The sequence below is a fragment of the Paucibacter hankyongi genome (assembly GCF_037482915.1).
Taxonomy (GTDB): Bacteria; Pseudomonadota; Gammaproteobacteria; order Burkholderiales; family Burkholderiaceae_C; genus Paucibacter_A; species Paucibacter_A hankyongi.
The window spans coordinates 173,844-197,093 of the sequence record NZ_JBBHJX010000005.1; the positions used below are offsets into that span (position 1 = coordinate 173,844).

Here is a 23,250-nt window from a genome sequence, read left to right on the forward strand (position 1 = left end):
GCCCAGGATGCCGTCTTCTTCCAGATTCGGGCCGGCCGTGAAGTAGAGCGAGTTCGCGTCGCCCAGGCCAACGCCGTTGCCGAAGGTCAGGCCCCAGATGCCATCGATGAAGATGTTCTTGCCCTGCGCATCCTTGAGTTTGCCCAGCGTGGCGCCGGTCTCGGGGTCCAGCGCGGCAACACTGCCATCGCCGAAGTTGGCCACCAGCAGCTTGCCGCCATAGGCACCAAAGGTCGTGGGAGCCATGGCCAGTCCCCAGGGGGCGTTCATATCGAGCTGGTCCTTGAAGTCCTGCACGATGTGGCCGTCGCGGTCATAGGCGATCACGCGGCCGTGGGCGGGGGCGCGCACCGGCTCGCTGGGCATCAGCGGGTCGTACTCGCTGGCGGCATAGGCCACGTACAGACGACCGCCAATGTCCTGGATATTGAAGGGCATGAAGTCGTTTTGCAGATCATTCGGCCGCTCGAAGTGGACGCTGGCGCTGATGTCGTTCCACTGGTTGTCGAAGGTCATGATGCGGTTGTTGGCGAAGTCGGTGGCATAGAGCCGGTTGTCCGCCACCTTGTTGCCGCCGGCGTCGAGCTTGAAGCCCGCCGTCGTCATCGCCACGCCGGTGAAGTTGGGTGTGTACTGGTAGCCATTGGCACCGGCCCAGTTGCCCGAAAAGTCCTTCACCACCACGGCTTCATTCATGCCGGGGTTGGTGCCGGCACGCCAGGCGTTGATGGTGCCATCCAGGGTGACGAAGACGAACTTGGCCGAGCCCGAGATGGTGCCGGCCGCTGCGCCGGTGTTCCAGTTGGTAGCGGCGCCGGAGACGAAGAACTCGGTCGGCTGGCCGGCGATATCGCTGGCGGCGTTGTAGACCTGACCGGTTACTTGTGGGGTGTAGGCTTCCACGCCCTTGGCCTGGCTGATCGGGATGACCTTCAGGCCGTCTTGGTACAGCGGCTTGCCCCCGACGTCGCCGATATACGTGGTGGTGGTGCCGCTACCGGCATTGCTGGTCCAGATGTGGCCGCCAATGCCGGGCGGGCGCAGGGCAATGCCCCAGGGGTTGATCAGGTCGGGGTCGACCATGACGGTGGGCTTGTACTTCGCGTCATTGGCGACCAGGATGGTCATGTCATAGCTGTTGCTGCCGGCGGCCTTGGCGCCGCCGCTCAGATTCAGGCCCAGGGCCAGCAGGCCGGCCAAGATGGTGATGCGATGTTGCATGGGGTGATCTCCTCGATTGATCCCTGTGGGTTCCCTGTGCGGCACGATGCCTGGGCCGTATGACACCTTGTTGTCATCTGGCCGAAGCCCCCGCAAGCAAGGGGATGGCGGAGCGCGCCGCCTCAGCGTTTGCGCGCAAAACGGGCGTTGAAGGCAATCGAGACGCGCGCTTGGTCGCCGCGATTGGGCGCCACCCAATGTTTGAGGTAGGACGGGAACAGCAGCAATTGGCCCGCCCGCGGCTGCACCGTGTACTTGCTGGCAAAGCAGTTGGCGCCTTCAATCGTCAGTGCGCGCACATTGGTGCGTGAGTCGATGAACTCGATGCTGCCGCTGCGATCGCCGCCCTCCGGGGTGTGCACGTAATAGCAGCCGGACCAGACCCAACCCGGGTGGTCGTGCGGAGCATTCATGCCGCCGGGCGGCAGCACATTGATCCAGCCCTGCGCCTGGATGCCGTATTGTTTGAAGTCGAAATCCGGCGACAACTGATGAGTGGCGACACGCACCGACTCAATGATCTGTGTGCGCAATGCAGCGCAGCCGATTTCCTCGCGTTCAAAGAAATCGTCCTCGGAATGCCACCCGTCGATATTGCTGCGCGCCAAGCCGGGAGAAGACGCTTGCCGCGCCAGCGCTTCGGTAAGCAGTTGCGCGTTCAACGCAGCTGCGTTGCTGATTTCAAAGCTGAGCAGCGGAGAGAAGAACAGGGGCTCGAGCCCCAACAGATTCAAAGAAGGCGTCATGGCTGCGCGGAACTAAGGCTTTGGATGAGGAAAAGCAGAAGCGCCCGAGCGGAGCGTGAATCTCCATTCGGGCGCTGAGCCGACCGGCTGTGTTCAGCCGGCGGCAGGACTCAAGCGGTGTCGATCAAGCGATCAACGCGCGGCCTTGCGGCGAGCGGCGAAGCCAACCAGGCCCAGACCGGCCAGCATCAGGGCGTAGGTCTGTGGTTCCGGCACGGCGGCGACGGCGTCGCTGACCATCAACTGCAACTGACCGCCTTCGACGATGCCGGCGGGGTTGTTGCCAACCAGCATGCCTGCGGCGTCCAAGCCGGCAGCGCTGGCGTGGTCTTGGGTCACGAACAGCTGGTACTTCTTGCCGGTGGTGCCGGCGGCGTCGAAGATGTCGGTCACGTCGATGATGCCCGAGGTTTCTTCGTCATAGGTGTGGTAACCGGCAACCGTCGGGGTGGACTTGTTGGAGCCTGGGCCAGTGAACACGCCATTCACCACATCGCCGAAGCGGGCGGCGTCGGACTTGGCGACGATCTTCATCGCGCCGGTGTTCAGGTTGTATTCCCAGATCTTGCCGTTGTGGTCGTTGTTGCCGGTGTCTTCCTGCATCGTGATGGTGCCGTCCTTGTTGACCGTCATGTTGTCAAACATATTGGCGCGGCTGTTGTTCAGGCCACCGGTCATCTTGCTGCCGTCGACCAGCAGGTCGATCTTGCCGCCGGCATCAGGGTTGGCGATGTCGTCAAACGTCATGCTCCACAGGCGGGTCGCGCCGACTTGGGTGCCGCCGTTCAACTCGGTGGTGTCCACACGGTCGGTGGTGACGAAGTAATAGACGTTTTGCTTGCCGGCACGGGTGTCCCAAGCGCCATCTTCAGGGCGCGAGAAAGTCGTCGAAGCGGTGGCGCTCAGCGTGAAGCGGCTGCCGTTGGCGATGTTGGTGGCGCGGGTGGCCGCGTCGGCGATCTCGGCGGTGTTGCCGACAACGTTGACGTACTTCATCACGCCATTGGTGAGGCCGGCGCGATCGACATCGCTACCGACATTGGTCTTGGTGCCGACGTAAACGGCCACGGCATTGCTCGAGATGCCGGTGCCGCCGTCGTTCTGGCCGATCACCACGGTCTTCATTTGGGCGAAGGGGTTGGCTGCCAGATTTTCATAGGCCGAGTACAGGTTTTGACCGCTGCCGTTGGTGGCCAGGTTGAAGGCACCCAGCACGAAGCTGCTGCCTGCATTGGCGCCGGTGGCGACATGAGCCATGGCGCGGCTGTTGGCGCTGGTGCCGACTTCTTCGCCGTTCAGAAAGATGCGGTTGGTGGTGCCGTAGCCGTTGTAGCTATAGGCCGAGGTGGCCGCCAGATCGGCAGAGCAGAAACGTTGGAAATTCAGATTGGCCGCGCCGGTCACCAGAGCGCCGGTCGATTGCGTAGCGGCATCCCAGCCGTAGACCTTCTTGATCAGGTCGCCGCCGGATTGCACGGCCAAGGTGTTCTTGTCGATCACCCATGAGGACACGAAGGCGCCGGTGCCGCCGTGGGCACGAGCGATGCCGGCGTTAGCGCCGATTTCATGGTTCATCAGCACAGTGAAGGTGCCGTTGCCATTGTCGAAAGCACCCAGGCCGTCCGGCAGGCCGGACATGCGATAGCCGCCGACGGCGTCACCGGCGGTGATGATGGAGGTGATGTTGTAGCCGGTAGCGCCCTGAACATAGGACGACTGCGAGCTGCTGACGCCTTGGGTCAGCGTGCCGTTGAAGACTTGAGCGCTGGCTTGCGAAGCCATGGCGACCAGAGCGGCAGCGACGAGGCTGCTCAGAGGATTGAGGCGGAAAGACATGAGAGAGGACTCCTGAAGGATGGCGAAGGCTGGTACTCGGGTTGTGCGCCGAGCCCTGCCCGATTTGCAAACACCTCGATGAAGTGCCAACAAATCCACACAGAACCCCGCACAAGCTCGCGCAGCCTAAGTGGGGGCCATGTCGCCATTGCGTCCTGGCGTGTAGTCCGTTTGGCTTAGTTGGGTTGGGCGGGTGCGGCCGAGCCGAGGCGAACCGGGTCAAGCCGGATGCTTCGCCAACAGCGCCCAGGGGCGCGGGCGCTCGCCGCCCCCGCAAGTCGGGGGGGGGGCTTAAAGCGCCGGACCCAGCCCGATTGGTGCGGGTAGGGCGGCCAGCACCTTCTGCATCAGAGCGCGGTAGGGCTCGTCGGGTCGGTGGCCGCTGAGCGGGTCGCGATTCTCGGCAAAGGCCTCGTCCAGGTCGCCCCAGTCATCCACGCTCAAGACCCGCAACGCCAAGGGCAGGATGTCGCGCTCTTCGATCTGCATATGGTGCAGATAGGCCCGCACATAGCGCTCGGCCATGGTCTCGAAGGCCTCGCGCCTCGCTTCCCCCATCATCTCAAAGGCCAGCAGCGCATGTTCGAGGTCGCGGATGGCGCGCTCGCCGCGCAGATGATCTTCGTCCAGGTTGTCCAGCACATCGCGAATTTCCGGCGCACGCGCCCTCAGTTTGGGGAACAACAGCTGGCTTTCCTTCGGGTGGTGCAGCTTTTCTGGGAACTCATCCACATAGAACAACATCGCCCGCAGGGCCGCGAAGTCCGGCAGAGTGCGGTGCCGACGATGCTCGGCCAGCAGCAGCGGTACCGAGCGAAGCATGGCGGCCAAGGCCCCGTGTTCCTCTTGGATAACCCTGATCGTCAGCGGCTTCTGCGTGGTCCCATTCATGGTCGTGTTCATGCTTGTCCCCGAGGCTTGTCAATGGTTGACGCGGGCGAGCCCTGCGAGCCGCTAGCGTCGCAGGAATTGGCCGCGCCGCTTTGTGCTAAATCAAGGCTTGCGTATGTCGGCCGGGCTAGGCTGTGCGACCGCTTCGAAGGGTTAAACCAGGGCTTGGCCGAGGCCAAGTAAAATCCCGGGTTACCCCGTAACTCCACCTCCGCAAGCTCATGGCCACTACCGCAGCAAGCAACCCCACCCTGATGGCCAACGCCATTCGTGCACTCGCCATGGACGCCGTGCAGCAAGCCAATTCCGGACACCCCGGCGCGCCCATGGGCATGGCGGATATCGCTGTTGCGCTGTGGAACCGCCACCTGCGCCACAACCCGGCCAACCCGCAGTGGGCCAATCGCGACCGCTTCGTACTGTCCAACGGCCACGGCTCCATGCTGATTTATGCGCTGCTGCACCTGACCGGCTACGCCTTGCCGATCGAAGAGCTGAAGGCCTTCCGCCAGCTGCACAGCAAGACCCCGGGCCACCCTGAAGTGGGCATCACCCCCGGCGTTGAGACCACCACTGGCCCGCTCGGCCAAGGCATCACCAATGCTGTCGGTCTGGCCCTGGCCGAGAAGATGCTGGCCAAGGAATTCAATATCGACGCGCACCAGATCGTTGATCACCATACTTATGTGTTCCTGGGCGACGGCTGCCTGATGGAAGGCATCAGCCACGAAGCTTGCTCGCTGGCCGGCGCCTGGAAGCTGAACAAGCTGATCGCCATCTATGACGACAACGGCATCTCCATCGACGGCCAAGTGGCCCCCTGGTTCGCCGACAACACCGCCCAGCGTTTTGAGGCCTATGGCTGGAACGTGATCGGCCCGGTGGACGGCCATGATGTCGACGCTGTCGACGCCGCCATCGCCGAAGCCAAGAAGAGCAGCGTCAAGCCGACCCTGGTGATCGCCAAGACCCATATCGGCAAGGGCTCGCCCAACCGCGCCAACACCGCCAAGGCGCACGGCGAGCCGCTGGGTGCCGAAGAAATCAAGCTGACCCGTGAGCAACTGGGCTGGGCGCATGAGCCCTTCGTGATCCCACAAGAGGTCTATGCCGATTGGGACGCCAAGGCCGCCGGCAGCCAGCTGGAAGCCGCTTGGGACGAGAAGTTCGACGCCTACGCCACCGCTCACCCCGAGCTGGCCGCTGAGTTCCAGCGCCGCATGGCTGGTGTGTTGCCCGCCAACTTCGCGCAGACGGCGGTGGACGCCGTGGTTGCCGCTCACGGCAAGGCCGAGACCGTGGCCAGCCGCAAGGCCAGCCAATTGGCGCTGGAAGCCTTCACCGCCGCTTTGCCTGAACTGCTGGGCGGCTCGGCCGACCTGACTGGCTCCAACCTGACCAACACCAAGTCGACCCCGGCCTTCCGCGTGGAAGAAGACGGCAGCAGCAATGCCGGCCGCCACATCAACTACGGCGTGCGTGAGTTCGGCATGGCCGCCATCATGAACGGCGTGGCCCTGCACGGCGGCTACATCCCCTACGGCGGTACCTTCCTGACCTTCAGCGACTACAGCCGCAATGCCATCCGCATGGCTGCGCTGATGAAGCAGCGCGTTATTCATGTGTTCACCCACGACTCCATCGGTCTGGGTGAAGACGGCCCGACCCACCAGTCGATTGAGCATGTGGCTTCGCTGCGCATGATCCCGGGTCTGGATGTCTGGCGTCCGGCCGACACCACCGAAACCGTGGTGGCCTGGACCATGGCCATCGGCAACGCCCAGCGCCCCAGCGTGCTGGCCCTGAGCCGCCAGAACCTGCCCTACGCACCCAAGACCGCGGTGGACGACATCGCCAAGGGCGGCTATGTCTTGGCCGAGCCCAGCAATGTGGGCATCAAGAAGAAGGCCAAGGCCGTCATCATCGCCACCGGCTCCGAAGTTCAGTTGGCCATGCGCGCGCAAGAGCTGCTGGCGCTGGACGGCATCGGCGTGCGCGTGGTCTCCATGCCATCGACCAATGTGTTCGATCGCCAAGACCTGGCCTACAAAAAGTCTGTGTTGCCTGAAGGCACACCCCGCATCGCGGTGGAGATGGGCGTCACCGATGGTTGGTGGAAGTATGGTTGCGCGGCCGTGGTCGGCATCGACACTTACGGCGAGTCGGCCCCGGCCCCGGTGCTGTTCAAGCACTTCGGCTTCACGGCTGAGAACGTGGCCGACACCGTCCGCGTCGCGCTGGGTGTGGCCAAGCTGAAGGGCAAGAAGTCCAGCAAGGGCAGCAAGTAAGTAAGCAATGCAAAAGGGGTGCCGCGCGCACCCCTTTTTTTGATGTTCTGTTTTGAGTTTTTTGGTTTTTTATTGAGGAGACTGATATGACGATCAAGATTGGTATCAACGGCTTCGGCCGCATCGGCCGCATGGTGTTCCGCGCTGCTATCGCCAACTTCAAGGAAATCGAAGTGGTCGGCATCAACGACCTGCTCGAGCCTGACTATCTGGCTTACATGCTCAAGTACGACAGCGTGCACGGCAAGTTCGACGGCGAAGTTTCGGTCGAAGGCAACACCCTGGTCGTCAATGGCAAGGCCATCCGCCTGACCCAAGAGCGTGACCCTGCCAACCTGAAGTGGAACGAAGTCGGCGCCGACATCGTGGTCGAAGCCACCGGCCTGTTCCTGGACAAGGCCTCGGGCGAGAAGCACCTGGCCGCTGGCGCCAAGAAGGTGGTGTTCTCCGCTCCGTCGAAGGACGACACCCCGATGTTCGTGTTCGGTGTGAACCACAACACTTACGCCGGCCAAGCCATCATCTCCAACGCTTCTTGCACCACCAACTGCCTGGCCCCGCTGGCCAAGGTGCTGAACGACAAGTGGGGCATCAAGCGCGGCCTGATGACCACCGTGCACGCGGCTACCGCCACGCAAAAGACCGTGGACGGACCAAGCAACAAAGACTGGCGCGGTGGCCGTGGCATCCTGGAAAACATCATTCCTTCCAGCACTGGCGCTGCCAAGGCTGTGGGTGTGGTGATCCCCGAGCTGAACAAGAAGCTGACCGGCATGAGCTTCCGCGTGCCGACCTCCGACGTGTCGGTGGTTGACCTGACCGTTGAGCTGAACAACGAAGCTTCGTACAAGGATATCTGCGCCGAGTTCAAGGCACAGAGCGAAGGCGCGCTGAAGGGCGTGTTGGGCTACACCGAAGAGAAGGTCGTTGCGACCGACTTCCGCGGTGATGCTCGCACCTCCATCTTCGACGCCGACGCCGGCATCGCCCTGGACGGCACCTTCGTCAAGCTGGTCGCCTGGTACGACAACGAGTGGGGCTACTCGAACAAAGTGCTCGAGATGGTGCGCGTCATCGCCAAGTAATTGGTGAACTGACCGATTGAGGCTTGCCCTCACAAGGGCAAGTTCAGAAGGCCGCTCCGTGGCAACACGGGGCGGCCTTTTTCATGGGGCTTGCTAGCTTGTGAATCGAGGCTGTTGGCACTCAGCAGTCCTTAGGTTTGGCGGTGATCAGGCCACTTGGGGACAGGAGCGGAATTACGCCCCCGGCGGCGCGCGGCACCCGCCCATCTGCAAAAGACCGCTAAGTGCCAAATGGCGCCGCTCATGCATCAATTTAAAACTGCGTGCTGTTGGCAACCTCACTCACCCAGATTGATCTTCCCGCAGGGGATGTAGATCTTGATTTGTTGTCCCAGCACTTGGTCGAACACCTCGGGGCGCACGTTCAGGCTCAGCGTCTCCAGCCACGCTAGGAACTCGAGTCGGTTGGGGTTGGGTTCGCCTGCCTGGCCGACACGGTTTTTGAATGCGGGCATGCCCACGCCCCAGACCACCTCGAATGGGCAGGCCATGCTGTCCAAGTCGAAGCGGACTTTCTGCTGATCAATGTCTTTGACGAAGCCCAGGAATTTGACCAGGTCGGTGTCCTTGAGCGTGTAGTCGTGGCTGCGAGTCGAGGCGGAATATTTGAACTGCTGTTCGATGACCAAGCCCTCGCCCTCCGGCACTGGGCAGGTCAAGCGGTATTCGGCCAGATGGCTCAGCACCGAGTTGCGCCAGTTGGCATTGCCGTTGTCATACAGCACCTTGACCTCGGGCGGTGCATCCATCTTGGTGAAGCGCAGGCTGGCGATCAAATTGCCATTGGTTTTGCGCTTGATGTTGGAATTCAGCGCGTTGTCTTCGAAATGCTTGGGCTGGTGTGCCGGAGTCGTGATGCAGGCGTGGACATTGGAGATCGAACTCGCCGGCGCGTGGCGCATATCGTTCCAGTGCACGCTGCCGAATTTGTCGGCATCGAAATTGAACTCTTGTACCGCCTCGATGTTTTGCCCAGGCTTCAGGCAGGGCAGGCGATAGCTGCTGACGTAACGCTCCACTTCCTCGACGTGTTCTTCGGCGCCGGAGCGGAAAATGACTTCCAGCTTGGGCGCGCGCTCGGGGTGGCTGAAGACCAGCTTGACGCGGATGAAACCGCTGACGTGTTTGTCCAAGACCCGCTTCGGAAAGCTGGGTGCCACCCCGGACTTGACCAGGCACTGAAGCGGCTTCGCGGCAGCTTCATCGGCCACCAAGGTTTGCGCTTGGACTGAGGTCAAGCCAAGCAGCAGCCAAGCCGAGCCCATCAGTACGCCAGCCAGTGCGCGCATGGGGCGCAGACGCTGCGCAGAAAAATGAGAGACGAACAAATTCATGGTGAGCTCCCCGAGATTGCTTTTTTTGTTTGGGCTCTTAGGCGCGCTGCGCCACGGCCTGCGTGAGGGCGCAGGATAGCGAAGCAGGTCGGCCCGCTTGGCTAGGATTTGCCCTTTGTTCGGCCGGAACAGCGGGGCTTGATTTGCCCTTCTTTACGCGGTGACTTTGGGGCCAAGGTCTAAACTGCCTAGACCTGCGTCGATGCGTCGGCGCTGAAATGCTTTTTGGAGTCGCAGACCATGCAGTTCAAGTTCTCTCCGCTGGCTTTGTTGTTCACTGCGACGCTTGCTTTGTCCGCGGTCCAGCCCGCCCAGGCTCAAGTGGCGGCTGCGGTCAGCGCGCCCGACAGCGCGCGCGTGATCGTGCGCTTCAAGCCCGAGGCCGCTAGCGTGCGCGCCAAGATCATGGCGGCGCGCATGAGCCGGTCTTCGGCCATGGACGTTGCGCAAACCCGCGCCACCGGCCTGGGCCTGCGCACCGGCATGCACGCCCTTGGCGGCTTGAGGGCGCGACTGAGCTTGGATGAGCGCACCCATGTGTTCACCGCCAGCGGCATCGATTCGGCCACCCTGGCCAAGCGACTGGGTCAAGACAGTGAGATCGAGTCGGTGGCGGTCGATCAACGCCGGCGTCATTTTGCGGTGACGCCGAATGACCCGCTCTACGTGGGCAACGGCGGTATCGCGCCGACGGCCGGCAATGGCTCGGCCAACGGCCAGTGGTATTTGAAGGCGCCCAGCAATGTGCCCGGCGAGGCGGTATCCAGCATCAATGCGCCGGCAGCCTGGGATCTGGGCACCGGCAGCAGTGCTGTCGTCGTGGCGGTGCTGGACACCGGGGTGCGCATGGATCACCCGGACCTGGCGGGTCAGTTTGTTGGCGGCTATGACGTGGTGGGCTTCAGCACCTCGGCCGGCGTGGCCACCGCCAATGATGGCAATGGCGCAGACTCTGACGCTTCCGACCCCGGCGATTGGGTCAGCCAGGCCGATATCGATGGCGGCACGCTGGGCAGCGGCTGCACCTCGGAGGACCTCACCAACAGTTCCTGGCATGGCACCCGGGTGTCGGGCTTGATCGCGGCGGCCAGCAACAACGGCCAAGGCATTGCCGGTGTGGCCTGGGGCGTGAAGATTCTGCCGATCCGCGTGCTGGGCAAATGCGGCGGTTACGACTCCGACATCATGGCCGGCATGAAATGGGCGGCCGGCATCAGCGTGCCGGGCCTGCCGGCCAATCCGAATCCGGCCAAGGTCTTGAACCTGAGCCTGGGCGGCACCGGCACCTGTGGCACGACGGGTACCGGCGCCCTGTACCGTGACACCATCAATCAGGTCAATGCGGCCAAGGCCATCATCGTCGTGGCGGCCGGCAATAGCGAAGGGCAGGCGGTCGGCCTGCCGGGCAACTGCCCGGGCGTGATCGCGGTGACCGGCTTGCGCCATGTGGGCAGCAAGGTGGGTTTCTCCAGCATGGGTCCCGAGGTGGCGATTGCCGCGCCGGGCGGCAATTGCGTCAACCTGACCGGTGCTTGCCTGTATCCGATGCTCAGCACCACAAATAGCGGCACGCGCGGCCCGGTGCTGGCCGATGCGGCCTACACCAACAACTCGGCCTCGGTCGGCACCAGTTTCTCGGCGCCTATCGTGGCCGGCACGGTGGCCTTGATGGCCTCGCAGCGTTCGGGCCTGACCTCTAGTGAGGTGCTGAGTCTGCTCAAAAGCACAGCCCGCCCCTTTGTAAGCACTGGTGCCACCGCCGGCATTGCCCAGTGCAAGGCGCCCACCACCACCGTGCAGGATGAGTGTTACTGCACCACCAGCACCTGCGGCGCCGGCATGCTGGACGCGGCCGCCGCCGTGGCCGCAGCCAAGGCGCTCAATGCCGCCACTGTCAGCATCGCGGTGGCGCCGAGCGCGGCCGTCGCCGGTCAGTTGATCACCCTCAGCGCCGCGGGCAGCAGCCTGCCTGCCGGCCGAACGGTGGCCGGCTATGCCTGGACCTTGGTCGATGGCGGCGGCATCGTCAGTGCCTTCTCTACGGCCAGCAATCAGGTCAGTACGACCTTCACCGCCAGCGCGGCCGGCACCGTCTCGGTCAAAGTTGAACTGACCGATGACCAGGGCTTCAAGTACAGCGCCAACAGCAGCATCAGTGTGGCCGCTGTGCCGGTGGTAACCCCGCCCACCACCACGTCCAGTGGTGGCGGCGGTGGTGGCGGAGCCTTCAGTGCGCTGTGGGTGGCCTTGCTGGGTCTGGCGACTTGCGTGCTGCGCGGCCCGCGCCGCACGTGCTGAGCGCCAAGAGCGCCATGTGTCAGGGCTTGGCGGCCGCTCCAGCGCTTGCCGAGGCGGCCGAAGCTGCCGAAGTCATTTCTTGACCGGCCGCGGCCGATGCGCTGGAAGCGGCGGCCGCTGGTGGCACCGGGCAGGCTTTGAAGCCGCTGGCCAAGGCGGCGTCTTTCAGTCCGGCCAGCCGGGTTTGTTGCAGACCGTCGACTTGCGGCAAGAGCAGCTTGTGGCGTTTGCTCGGCGCCTGCAGTTGCAGCACTCGCAGGCCCTTCAGGGCGCGCTGTGAGAGCGCCTCCAGCGCGGCGGCGGCGGCCTTTTCGCTGTCATGCCGGCTCAGCAACAGGGTGGGCATTTCATCCGGCATGCCGCTGAGGAATTCGTAGCTGATCTTCAGCTTCTTGTAGGTCTCTTCCTTGCGGGCTTGGAAGTCCTTCGAGGGTAGCTTGATTGAGGCCACAGCCCAAACGCCGGACTGTTCGCTGCTTTGCGTTTGCCAGTCGGCGGGGGTGAAGCCGGCGCGTTGCAGCGCCGCCTGGGCCTCGGCCAACGCGGCGTCACCGGCCAGCGGGCCAGATTCCAGGCAAGCGCGGGTTTGCAGGGCGGCGGCGGCCTTCGGTTCCAGCAGCACGATGCGCTCGGGGTGGACCTGCTGAGTCAGTCGCTCCGGCTCATGCTGGCCACCGGCCTTGATGCCGACCACGCCATCCAGCCAGCCTTGGGTCCAGCTAAAAAACAGCGCATTGAGCAGCAGCAAGAGCAGAACCAGGGCGCGCAGCATGATGTGTGGATGCCTTCAGTGGGTCGCTTGAAAGTCGGTGTGAGGGTTGGCGAGCGGGTCGGCTGAGGCCGCCGGCGTCAGGCGCACGCTGACTTCGCCGCCGCTGATGGTCTTCAGACCCTCGGGGGTGCGAACCTGCAGCTCGCCCGAGGCGTTGACACCTTCGGAGATGCCCTCGGCGGCGCCGGCCGTGACCATGCGGCCCAGCGTCAGGTCGCGCCTTGCATAGGCCGCGGCCCAGGCGCCGAAGCCTTGTTGCTCGAAGTTCAGCAAGGCCTTGACCAAGGCCGGGGCGATCAGCGCGAGCGCCTCGGGCCCGCTGCAGCCGGGGTGGATCTCGTTCAGCGCGGCGAAGCCGGTGTTGAATTGGTTGCCGGAGCTGGCGCTGTCGGCGTCATCTTTGGCCAGAACCAGTTCCTTGATGTTCAGACCGACGCCAATCACCACCATGCGGCTGTCGCCGGCCGGCACGGTCTCGATCAGGATGCCGCCCAATTTGCGACCGTCCAACCAGAGGTCATTCGGCCATTTCAGCGTCAGGCGCGGGCTGGCGCCCGTAGCGATGCCTGCCGAAGGCTCCAGCGCCTCGGCAATGGCGCAACCCACCGCAAGCGACAGGCCCGACCAGTCGCCCGGCTGCAGGCTCAGGGCCAGCGAGAAGGTCAGCGAGCTACCCGGGCTGGAGAGCCAAGCGCGGCCCATGCGGCCACGGCCATGGGTTTGGTGCTCGGCCACCAGCAGGCAGGGCTGCATATCGTGGGCGCGGCGGCCGTAGGCTTGTGGCGCGCCATTGCGGCTTTCGCTGCGCACACGCTCGAGCAGGGCGGTGTTGGTGGAGTCGGTGCGGGCCAGCACTTCGATGCTGATGCCGGGCAGCAGGGGAAGCAGTTGCTCCCACAGGGTTTCGACGTTCCAGTTCTGGTGGCTTTCGGTCACGGCAAGCTAACTCAACGTTTCGGCGTCAGCATGGTGCCACGGCAATCCGGGCTGCCGCAGTAGCAGGCAAACTCTTTTTTCAGCTTGGGCGTGTAGCGCTCGTCGATGGTGAGGCCGTAGTCGTAGAACAGCTCCTCGCCGGGCAAGATGTCGCGCAGCGCCTTGATGTACACGCGGCAGTTGACCTCGTCGGCCTCGCAATTGGGTTCGCAGGAGTGGTTGATCCAGCGCGAGCTGTTGCCGCCGTGCAGCGCGTCAATGACGCTGCCGTCTTCCACATGGAAGTAAAACGTGTGGTTGGGTTGGGCCGGATCATGCGGGTGGCGGTCCATGGCCTCGTCCCAGGAGATGCGCTCGCCGGTGTACTCGATCAGCACTTCGCCGGCATTCAGGTGCGCCAGCGCATAGACTCCGCGCCCATGCACCCCGGAATTCCTGACCTGGATGCGCCGACCCTTGCTGGCTGCCGCCGGCTTGACGGCCTTTTCAGTGGGGGCAGCAGTTTTTTTGCGGGCTGATGAGCTCATCGGCTTTTTAGGTACATTGAATTCATGGGTGTGCGCGCGTGTGTGCGAGCGTGCGTGCGCGAGGCCGGATTGTAGGCAGGGCTTTGGCATGTTTTGCGAAGCCCCGTTCAACTGAACAGAAGAAATCATCACCATCATGAGCAAGACCCTGATCATTGCCGAGAAGCCTTCCGTGGCGCAGGACATCGTCCGCGCCCTGACGCCGGTGGCCGGCAAGTTCGACAAGCACGACGAATACTTCGAGAGCGAGCAGTACGTGGTGAGCTCGGCGGTGGGCCATTTGGTGGAGATCAAGGCGCCGGAGGAGTTCGACGTCAAGCGCGGCAAATGGAGCTTTGCCAATCTGCCGGTGATCCCGCCGCACTTTGATCTCAACCCCATCGACAAGGTCAAGGGCCGCCTGAACGCCCTGGTCAAGCTGATCCGTCGCAAGGATGTGACGCAGCTGATCAACGCCTGTGACGCGGGCCGCGAAGGGGAGTTGATCTTCCGTTTGATCGTTCAATACGCCGGCACCGCCAAGGCCGCCATCAACAAGCCGGTGGAGCGGCTGTGGCTGCAGTCGATGACGCCGCAGGCGATCCGCGAGGGCTTTGACAAGCTCAAGAGCGACGCGCAGATGCTGCCCTTGGCCGATGCGGCGCGCTGCCGCTCCGAGGCCGACTGGCTGGTGGGCATCAACGGCACGCGGGCCATGACGGCCTTCAACTCGCGCGACGGCGGCTTTTTCTTGACCACCGTCGGTCGGGTGCAGACGCCGACGCTGTCCATCGTGGTCGAGCGTGAGGAAAAGATCCGCAAGCATGTGGCGCGCGACTATTGGGAGATCCGCGCCAACTTCGACGCCCCGGCCGGCCAGTACGAAGGCAAGTGGTTTGATCCGAAGTGGAAGAAAAACCCCGAAGATGCGGAGCTGAAGGCTGACCGCGTCTGGAGCCGTGCCGAAGCCGACGCCATCGCCATGGCCGCACTGGGCCAGCCGGCGCGGGTGACGGAAGAAAGCAAGCCCACCACGTCAAGCTGCGGCGGGCTTTACGACCTGACCACCTTGCAGCGCGAGGCCAATTCGCGCTTTGGTTTCTCGGCCAAGACCACGCTGTCTTTGGCGCAGGCCTTGTACGAAAAGCACAAGGTGCTGACCTACCCGCGTACCGATTCGCGCTATCTGCCGGAAGACTATCTGGCCGTGGCCAAGCAGACCGCCGAGATGATTGCCGGCGAAGACCTGCCGGGTCCGCTGCGCGAGCTGGCCGGCCATGCCCGCAAGGCCTTGAAGGAAGGCTATATCAAGCCGACCAAGAAGGTGTTTGACAACACCAAGGTCTCGGATCACTTTGCCATCATCCCGACGCTGCAAGCGCCCAAGAGCCTGACCGATATCGAGGCCAAGCTCTACGACATGGTGGTCAAGCGTTTCCTGGCGGTGTTCTTCCCGCCGGCCGAGTTCTTGGTCACCACGCGTATCTCGACGGTCGCAGCCGCCGGCAAGGACTACAACTTCCAGACCAACGGCAAGGTGCTGGTCAAGCCGGGCTGGTTGGCGGTGTACGGCAAGGAAGCGCAAGAGGACGACGCCAATCTGGTGGCCGTGGCCGCCGGCGAGGTGGTGCGCACCGAGAGCACCGATGTGAAGGCCTTGGCGACCAAGCCGCCTGCCCGCTACACCGAAGCGACGCTGCTCTCCGCGATGGAAGGCGCTGGCAAGCTGATCGACGACGAAGAGCTGCGTGCCGCCATGACCGAGAAGGGCCTGGGCACGCCAGCCACGCGCGCCGCCACCATCGAAGGCTTGATCATGGAGAAGTACATCTTGCGCGATGGCCGCGAGCTGGTGCCCACCGCCAAGTCCTTCCAGCTGATGACCTTGTTGCGCGGCCTGGATGTGCAGGAGCTGACCAAGCCCGAGCTGACCGGCAACTGGGAGTTCAAGCTGGCCGAGATGGAAAAAGGCCGCCTGAACCGCGATGACTTCATGGCCGAGATCGCCGCCATGACGCAGAAGGTGGTGCAGAAAGCCAAGGAATACGACCGCGACACCATCCCCGGCGACTACGCCACCTTGAAAGCCCCTTGCCCCAAATGCGGTGGCGTGGTGAAAGAGAACTACCGCCGCTTCACTTGCCAAGGCAAGTCCGGTGAGGGTGAGGGTTGTGGCTTCTCGATCGGCAAGATTCCCGGTGGCCGCAGCTTTGAGCTGCATGAGGTCGAGCAGTTCTTGCTGGACAAGAAGATCGGCCCGCTGGAAGGCTTCCGCTCCAAGGCCGGTTGGCCCTTTACCGCCGAGTTGGCCCTGGTCTATGACGACGAGATCAGCAACTGGAAGCTGGAATTCGACTTCGGCGAAGACGCCAAAAAGGCCGAAGGCGACGGCGAGCCGGTGGACTTCAGCGCGCAGACCTCGCTGGGCGCTTGTCCCAAGTGCGGCAGCGCCGTCTATGAGCATGGCAGCAACTATGTTTGCGAACATGCCGTCGGCGCGGCCGTCAGCTGCGACTTCAAGAGCGGCAAGATCATCTTGCAGCAGCCGATTGAAATCAGCCAGATGCAAAAGCTGCTGAGCGAGGGCAAGACCGCGCTGCTGGAAAACTTCGTCTCCAACAAGACTCGCCGCAAGTTCAAGGCCTTCTTGGCTTACGACAAGAAGGAGGGCAAGGTGATGTTCGAGTTTGAGCCGCGCGCCGCCAAGCCCGGGGCCAAGCCTGCCGCTGAAAAGGCCGAGAAAGCCGAGAAAGCGCCAGCGAAGAAGGTAGCCGCCAAGAAAGCCGCAACAAAACGGGGCGCGGCCAAAAAGGCGGCTTAAGGCCTCGGTAATGATGCTGGCATCGCGGCATGTTTGCCCTCCTGCGCATTGGCGTTATGCTGCCGCGTGATTCGCACGCACCCATCTGCGCAGACTTGAGGGAAGCATGACGCGCCTGCCCGTCAATATCGGTATTCAAACCCGCCTGATCGCCGGCATCGCCTTGGTGGCCACGGTGTTGGCCCTGGCGGTCGGTTGGTATTGGAGCAGCAGCGAGGAGCGCGAGCTCTCTATCGCCCTGGCGCAGCGGCAGCAGCGCATGTCCGATCTGGTGGCGCGCAGCTTCGCGGCGCCGATCTGGAATCTGGACGGCACGGCGATCGGCAACCTGCTGGACGCCGTGATGGCGGACCCCGAGGTGCAATCGATCGAGTTGAACAGCGTGGGCGTGAGCGCGGTGCCTATGCTGCGCGAGCGCGGCACGCCGGCGCTGCGTCCTCTGCGGCGAGAGTTTCCTATCCTCTACCAAAGCGGGCCCGATGTGCGCCCGACCCAGGTGGCGCAAGCGGTGCTGGTGTTCAGCAGCGAGTTGGTGGAGCGCCAGGTCTCGCATATCCGTCGCTTTGTCGGTGGCCTGTTGGCGGCGGTGCTGGCTGCCGTGGTCGGTACCTGTTATGTCTTGGTGAATCGCTTCGTCAAGCAGCCGGTCGAGACCTTGGGCGCCTTGGCTCGGCGGGTGGCCGATGGCGAGCTGGGCGCACGCGCAGAGGTGGGCCATGCCGATGAAATCGGCCAGCTGACGCAGCAGTTCAATTCGATGAGCGAGCGCTTGTTGGCCTCCTCCAGACGCCTGACGCTCAGCGAGGAGCGTTACCGCAGTCTGTTCGAGAACGCGGCCGAGGGTATTTTTCAGGCCGACTCGCGCGGCCGCCTGCTGGGGGTGAATCGTGCGCTGGCTCAGATGCTGGGTTTTGCTTCACCGGAGCAGGCCTTGGCGGTCGGGACCCGGCTGCGCGCCTTGGTGCAGGTCGAGCGGCCCGAGTACAAGCGGGTGGCCAGCGCCTTGCAGCGTTTTCGCTTGTTGCAGCAGGTGCCCTTGTTGATCGCGACCCGTGAAGGGCGACAGTTATGGGTGGAGCTCAGCGCCCACGTGGTGCCCACCACCGATGGCCAGGGCACGCGCATTGAAGGCATGGTCAGCGACATCAGCCAGCGCCGCTTGGCCGAGCAGGAGTTGACCCACCACCGCGACCATCTGGAAGACCTGGTGGCCGAGCGCACCTTGGAGCTGAGCGAGGCCAAGCGTCGCGCCGAAGCGGCCAGCGAGGCCAAGAGCCGCTTTCTGGCCACGATGAGCCATGAGTTCAGAACCCCGCTGAATGCGATTCTGGGCTTCACCCAGTTGCTGCAGATGGACAGCAGCCTGGGGGCTACGCAGCAGAACAAGATTGGCTTGATCCGCGATTCCGGCGAGCACTTGTTGAATTTGATTTCCGATGTGCTGGATACCGCCAGCATCGAGGCCGGCAAGGTACGTCTGCAGCCCAGCTCGGTAGACCTGCGCGCCTTGCTGGACATGGCCTGCGACAGCGTGCGCCTGCGGCTCGAACAAAAGCGCCTGCACTTTGACGTTGACCTGAGCCAGCAACTGCCACCGCGGGTACTCGTGGATGGCCAGCGCTTGCGTCAGGTGCTGCTGAACCTGTTGTCGAATGCCGTCAAGTTCACCGATCAAGGGCAGGTCAGCCTTTTGGTCCGGGTGCTCGGGCAGGAGGCGGGGCAGGTGCGGTTGCAGTTCGAGGTGGGTGATACCGGCATTGGCATCGCTCAGCATCAGCTGGGGCGCTTGTTTCAGCCCTTTGAACAGGTGGTGGACGATGCCCGTTGTCTGGGCGGCACGGGCCTGGGCCTGTCGATCAGCCAGCAGTTGGTGCGCGAGATGGGCAGTGAGATTCGCGTGCACAGCGAGTTTGGGCGCGGCAGTCAATTCACCTTCGAGCTGAGTCTGCCGACCACCGCCTGACCTGGGACTCCCGCCGCGCCAGATGACTGTTCAGGTGTTCTACAAGCTGCTGGCGATCTTTATCGCCGTAGGGCTGGGCTGGTTTGTCGGCCGCATGCGTTGGCTCGGCGAGGCCGGCTCCGGTGGCAATGACCCGGCACGTGTTTTGTCGAATGCAGCCTTCTACATCTTCGTGCCGGCGCTGCTGTTTCGCACCACCGCGCGTCTCGACCTGGCCAGCTTGCCCTGGCTGACTCTGGCGGCCTTTTTTGCACCGGTGCTGGTGCTGCTGTTGGCGGTTTACGGGCTGCAGCGTTGGCGGCGCGGTCCAGCGGCCGAGCCGGCGCGGCCGAGCGTGCAGGCTATCACCACCACTTTTGGCAATACGCTGCAGATCGGCGTGCCTCTGGCCGCCGGTGTCTTTGGCGAGGCGGGCCTGGCGATTCACATCACCGTGATCAGCCTGCATGCCTTGACGCTCTTGACGGTGTTGACGTTGCTGGTGGAGCTGGACTTGGCGCGCGCCCATCCTGATGCGCGCGGCCTGGCGGCGACGCTGCGCAGCACGGTGCGCAACACCCTCATTCATCCGGTCGTTTTGCCGGTGCTGGCCGGCATGCTCTGGAATGCGACGGGCGTTGCCTTGCCGGCGGTGCTGGATGAGGTCTTGCAGATGTTGGGGACCGCCGTGGTGCCCTTGTGCCTGACCTTGATCGGCATGTCGCTGGCCTATTACGGCTGGCCCAAAAGCTGGCGCAGCGTCATGGGCTTGGCGGCCCTCAAGCTGTTGTTCTTGCCCTTGCTGGTCTTGTTGTTTGCCCATTGGGGCCTGGGTCTGGCGGGCGTGCCCTTGGCGGTGATCGTGATGGCCGCGGCCCTGCCGACCGGCTCCAACGCCTTGATCTTCGCCCAGCGCTACCGCACGCAGGAGGCCGAGACCACCGCGGCCATCGTCGCCTCGACGCTGCTGTTCGTGCTGAGCGCGCCGCTTTGGTTGGCGGTGTTGAGTCTTGTGGGGGCGGGCGGCCAAGGCTGATGGGGCGCTAAGGGCAAGCACTTGTGCTTCGCGCCGAGGACTCTCAACAGGCCGGCTGGGAACCCACCGCAAGGAGCCCCTTTGTCTCATCGGTGAAAATGCCCCCATGAGCGCACATAACCCCGACCTGAACAGCTTGACCGTTTATATGGATGGCGTGGGCCTGGCCGCCCGCAGCGCCGCCGCTGCCATGGCCGCCGCCTCCACCGCAGCCAAGAATCAAGCCTTATTGGCCCTGGCCAAACGCCTGCGTGCCGCCGGACCGGCCTTGAAGGCGGCCAATGCCAAGGATCTGGCCGCGGCCAAGGCCAATGGCCTGACCGGGCCGATGCTGGACCGTTTGAAGCTCAGCCCAGACACCATTGCCACCGTGGCCGAAGGCTGCGAGCAAATCGCCGCAATGCCGGACCCGATTGGCGAGATCACGAATCTGCGCCGCCGCCCCAGTGGCATCAGCGTCGGCCAGATGCGCGTGCCCTTGGGCGTGTTCGGCATGATTTACGAGAGCCGCCCCAACGTCACCATCGAGGCCGCCTCGCTGGCCATCAAGAGCGGCAATGCCTGCATCTTGCGTGGCGGCTCCGAGGCCCTGCATTCCAATCTGGCGCTGGCGGAACTGGTGTCGGCGTCGCTGCAGGATGCCGGCCTGCCCGCGGCCGGTGTGCAGTTGATCAACACCACCGACCGCGCGGCCGTTGGTCTGCTGATCACGCGCCCGGAACATGTCGACGTGATCATCCCGCGCGGCGGCAAGAGCCTGATCGAGCGCATCAGTGCCGAGGCCAAGGTGCCAGTGATCAAACATCTGGACGGCAATTGCCACTGCTATGTCGATGCCGAGGTGGAGTTCGGTCAGGCGCTGACGGTGGTGATGAACGCCAAGACGCAGAAATACAGCCCCTGCAATGCGACCGAATCGCTGCTGGTGCACGCCGAGAGTGCCTCGGATTTCTTGCCGCATATCGGCGCCTTGTTGGCCGAGAAGGGCGTGGAGATGCGCGGCTGCCCGCGCACGCTGGCGCTGCTGGGGCCGATTCCCGGCGCCAAGGTGCTGGCCGCGACCGACGCCGACTGGAGCGAGGAATACCTCGGCCCCATCCTCAGCATCAAGGTGGTGGACAGCCTGAACGAGGCCATCGCCCACATCAATCGCTACGGCTCGCACCACACCGACGCGATCCTGACCACCAACCACGTCAGCGCGATGCGCTTCTTGCGCGAAGTCGATTCGGCCAGCGTGATGGTCAATGCCAGCACCCGCTTTGCCGATGGCTTTGAGTATGGTCTGGGGGCCGAGATCGGCATCTCCACCGACAAGCTGCATGCACGCGGCCCTGTCGGTCTGGAGGGACTGACCTCGATGAAATGGGTGGTGCTGGGGCAGGGCGAAGTCAGAAGCTGAGTCATCCGAAACGGACGGAGCCGCATTACACAGGCTGAAGATCAAATCATGCGGCTTTGACCGCCTCCCCATGACAACAAAAAGCCTCCTTTCAGCGGCCAGCGTGTTGGCACTCGCCGCGCTCTTGTTGGCACCGGCAGCGCATGCTTTTCGATGCAATTCCTATGTGATCGATGCGGGCATGCACAAGGCCGAAGTGCAGCAGAAATGCGGCGCCCCCAGCACGCGCGACAGCCGCACCGAAAAGCGCATCATCCGTGTGCGTGATGGCGCCCTCAACACCACGCGGCCGGGCATGGTCAATGGGCAGGTGCTGGAGCAGGAGCGAGAGATCCTGGTCAGCATTGAGGAATGGACCTATAACTTTGGCCCCAGCCAGTTCATGCAATTGCTGATCTTTGAGGACGGCCGACTCAAGGCCGTCCAGGACCTGGGTTACGGCAACTGAGCGTGCTCTTGCCTCGATTCCTCGCTTAGCGCAAGCCGCTCACCCGCGCGTCCTTGGGGTAACTGATCAAGTAATCGGCCGTGATGCGCAGCGATTGGCCGGCGTCCAGCGGCTGCTGCCACAGCACCAAGCCGGGCTGCTTCTTCCAGCTCAGTTGGCTCGGCTTGGGGCTGAACTGGGTCTGCACGCGAATGTCTTCATGACGGGCCGCCGGGCTGGCCTCCAGCACTTGCAGCATAACGCTGTTTTTGTGCAGGTTCTCCAGCACATAGGCGTGGCCGATCTTCTGCTCGGTGCGGCCGCCAATGAAGCCGGCATTGGCACCACCGCGCTGCTCGGGTTCGACCCGCACGCGCAACATATCGTCGCGGCCGAAGAACATCTCGCTGCGTTCCTCGCTACCCAGGTTCAGCTGGGTCTGGCCGACAAAGTCGCCATCGCGAAACAGCTGCAGGCTGCCGCTGGGCCAAGAGCCCGCCGGGCGCGCGAAATCCACCATCAAATAGGCCTGCGCCTCTTGCTGCGGCTGGATTCGGCTCAGCAGCTGAGCGTCTTGTGCCGGATGGTTGCCGAGCGTGAAGCCCACTCTTTGACCGTCGCTGCTCAAGGTGACCAGGCCCGGCACCACAAACTCGGCTGCGAATTCGCCCTGGAAGACGCTGACATCAAAGCGAGCCTCGGGCGCCGTGACATTGAATTCGGGTGGCGGGATGAAAGGGGCCGGGGCCGGCGCGGCCATGGCGCGCGGTGCTTGCAGCATCTGCGTCTCTTGGATGACGGGCGGCAGGATGTCCAGCGTCCATGGGCGCGGCGGCGTCAAGCCGCTGCTTTGACGCGGCTGCGCGGTCGATAGGCGCAGGCGCACACCGGTCCAGTCTTCTCCGCTGCTTTGCGCCACCTGGGCCTGGCGTTCCAGCCGCATTTGGCCTTTGGTCGTATCCAGATGGGCGCGGTAGACCGGCGTCCACCCCGCTTGACTGAGGCGGTAGCTGACTCGGACCTCTCCGCCCTGCGGCGCAGCCAGCCGGATCTGCAGGGTGCGCAGCTGCGGGTTGGCCTTGATCAGGCGGTCTCGCTCGGCCAGCAAGGGGGTCAGGTCTTGCTCAAGCTGCTGCTTCTTGCGTAACAGCTGGTGTTGGCGCTGTAGCGCTTCCAGGCCGCTGCGGCGCAGCGAGTCGGCCGTGCCGGCGATGGAGCCGCTCGGGCTGGCGCTGCCTCGGGCGTCGCCGCCGATGTTTTTCAAATAGCCCAGCACCAGGTCCTGCGCATCGCTCTCGGCCTTGAGGGCGGCCTGGGCATCCTCCAGCTCGCGGATGCGGGCATCGAGCGGGCTGCTGGCGCATTCGGGCGCGCGTTCGCGTGGCACGGTTTGCACGCTGACGTCGCCGATCTGCAGGCCGGTATCGGCCTGGATTTGCAGCGAGTCGAGGTCAAAGCGCGCCGGCAGGCAGCTGATTTTGAGCTGCTGCGCACCCGCGGCCACCTTGGCCAGTCGCTCGACGCTGGCACCACCGGGGTAGACCAGCACCTGACTGATCTTGCTGGTTTGCGCCGTGCCAATGCCGGGTAAGGCGCAAAGCAGGGCCAGGGCAAGCGGGTGTCCGGAACGCAGGCGCATGGATTCGTCCTCCAGGGTTTTGGATGGGTACAACATAGCATGGCCACCGACCCTGGCACACTTGCAGCCA

The 23,250-nt window shown here is 63.8% G+C and carries 15 protein-coding genes and 2 pseudogenes; 8 read left to right on the forward strand and 9 right to left on the reverse strand.

The genetic code is table 11. The annotated features are described in order from the left end of the window. Positions 1-3 precede the first annotated feature (3 nt). The 4 genes and pseudogenes from WG899_RS10365 to WG899_RS10380 all read right to left on the reverse strand — a co-directional run. Positions 4-1,221: pseudogene (locus WG899_RS10365) on the reverse strand (TIGR03118 family protein); the annotation flags it as partial. 122 nt (positions 1,222-1,343) lie between these two features. Further along, a complete protein-coding gene (locus WG899_RS10370) occupies positions 1,344-1,967 on the reverse strand; it encodes a TIGR02466 family protein (RefSeq protein ID WP_339595565.1) in 624 nt (207 codons plus the stop codon). Positions 1,968-2,099: 132 nt separating this feature from the next. Continuing rightward, positions 2,100-2,192, reverse strand: a pseudogene (locus WG899_RS22360) (PEPxxWA-CTERM sorting domain-containing protein); the annotation flags it as partial. 1,902 nt (positions 2,193-4,094) lie between these two features. Then, positions 4,095-4,694, reverse strand: a complete 600-nt coding sequence (locus tag WG899_RS10380; protein WP_339595567.1) for a hemerythrin domain-containing protein — start codon at positions 4,692-4,694, stop codon at positions 4,095-4,097. 221 nt (positions 4,695-4,915) lie between these two features. On the opposite strand from WG899_RS10380, the gene tkt reads away from it, so the two are divergent. Continuing rightward, positions 4,916-6,982, forward strand: a complete 2,067-nt coding sequence (gene tkt, locus WG899_RS10385; RefSeq protein WP_339595568.1) for a transketolase — start codon at positions 4,916-4,918, stop codon at positions 6,980-6,982. A gap of 86 nt (positions 6,983-7,068) precedes the next feature. Then, positions 7,069-8,067, forward strand: a complete 999-nt coding sequence (gene gap, locus WG899_RS10390; protein ID WP_263539292.1) for a type I glyceraldehyde-3-phosphate dehydrogenase — start codon at positions 7,069-7,071, stop codon at positions 8,065-8,067. A 278-nt stretch (positions 8,068-8,345) separates the two neighbouring features. Here gap and WG899_RS10395 read toward each other — a convergent pair whose 3' ends face one another. Continuing rightward, positions 8,346-9,401 carry a hypothetical protein gene (locus WG899_RS10395; RefSeq protein ID WP_339595569.1) on the reverse strand — a complete coding sequence of 352 codons (1,056 nt, stop codon included), beginning with the start codon at positions 9,399-9,401 and terminating at the stop codon, positions 8,346-8,348. A 240-nt stretch (positions 9,402-9,641) separates the two neighbouring features. On the opposite strand from WG899_RS10395, the gene WG899_RS10400 reads away from it, so the two are divergent. Beyond that, a complete protein-coding gene (locus tag WG899_RS10400; RefSeq protein WP_339595570.1) occupies positions 9,642-11,699 on the forward strand; it encodes a S8 family serine peptidase in 2,058 nt (685 codons plus the stop codon). Between the two features lie 19 nt (positions 11,700-11,718). On the opposite strand, the gene WG899_RS10405 is transcribed toward WG899_RS10400, so the two are convergent. Genes WG899_RS10405 through WG899_RS10415 form a run of 3 tightly spaced genes read right to left on the reverse strand, consistent with a single transcriptional unit; the run spans position 11,719 to position 13,934 of the window. Continuing rightward, positions 11,719-12,471, reverse strand: a complete 753-nt coding sequence (locus WG899_RS10405) for a hypothetical protein (protein ID WP_339595571.1) — start codon at positions 12,469-12,471, stop codon at positions 11,719-11,721. A gap of 15 nt (positions 12,472-12,486) precedes the next feature. Next, positions 12,487-13,407 carry a biotin--[acetyl-CoA-carboxylase] ligase gene (locus tag WG899_RS10410; RefSeq protein WP_339595572.1) on the reverse strand — a complete coding sequence of 307 codons (921 nt, stop codon included), beginning with the start codon at positions 13,405-13,407 and terminating at the stop codon, positions 12,487-12,489. An 11-nt stretch (positions 13,408-13,418) separates the two neighbouring features. Next, positions 13,419-13,934 carry an SET domain-containing protein gene (locus WG899_RS10415; protein ID WP_339595573.1) on the reverse strand — a complete coding sequence of 172 codons (516 nt, stop codon included), beginning with the start codon at positions 13,932-13,934 and terminating at the stop codon, positions 13,419-13,421. Positions 13,935-14,070: 136 nt separating this feature from the next. Here WG899_RS10415 and WG899_RS10420 point away from each other — a divergent pair, with 136 nt between their 5' ends. From WG899_RS10420 to WG899_RS10440, 5 genes are all read left to right on the forward strand, one after another. After that, the gene (locus WG899_RS10420; protein WP_339595574.1) at positions 14,071-16,734 is read left to right on the forward strand and encodes a DNA topoisomerase III; all 2,664 of its coding nucleotides are present in this window, start codon (positions 14,071-14,073) and stop codon (positions 16,732-16,734) included. 106 nt (positions 16,735-16,840) lie between these two features. Then, positions 16,841-18,697 (forward strand): ATP-binding protein, encoded by a 1,857-nt coding sequence (locus WG899_RS10425; RefSeq protein WP_339595575.1) that lies wholly within the window; start codon positions 16,841-16,843, stop codon positions 18,695-18,697. A 22-nt stretch (positions 18,698-18,719) separates the two neighbouring features. Beyond that, positions 18,720-19,712 (forward strand): AEC family transporter, encoded by a 993-nt coding sequence (locus tag WG899_RS10430; RefSeq protein WP_339595576.1) that lies wholly within the window; start codon positions 18,720-18,722, stop codon positions 19,710-19,712. Between the two features lie 127 nt (positions 19,713-19,839). After that, on the forward strand, positions 19,840-21,114 hold the full coding sequence (locus tag WG899_RS10435) for a glutamate-5-semialdehyde dehydrogenase (protein ID WP_339595662.1): 1,275 nt from the start codon (positions 19,840-19,842) through the stop codon (positions 21,112-21,114). Between the two features lie 70 nt (positions 21,115-21,184). After that, a complete protein-coding gene (locus WG899_RS10440; protein WP_339595577.1) occupies positions 21,185-21,562 on the forward strand; it encodes a DUF2845 domain-containing protein in 378 nt (125 codons plus the stop codon). Between the two features lie 25 nt (positions 21,563-21,587). On the opposite strand, the gene WG899_RS10445 is transcribed toward WG899_RS10440, so the two are convergent. Beyond that, positions 21,588-23,180, reverse strand: coding sequence for a DUF4139 domain-containing protein (locus tag WG899_RS10445; protein ID WP_339595578.1), 1,593 nt, complete (start codon positions 23,178-23,180; stop codon positions 21,588-21,590). Positions 23,181-23,250 lie beyond the last annotated feature (70 nt).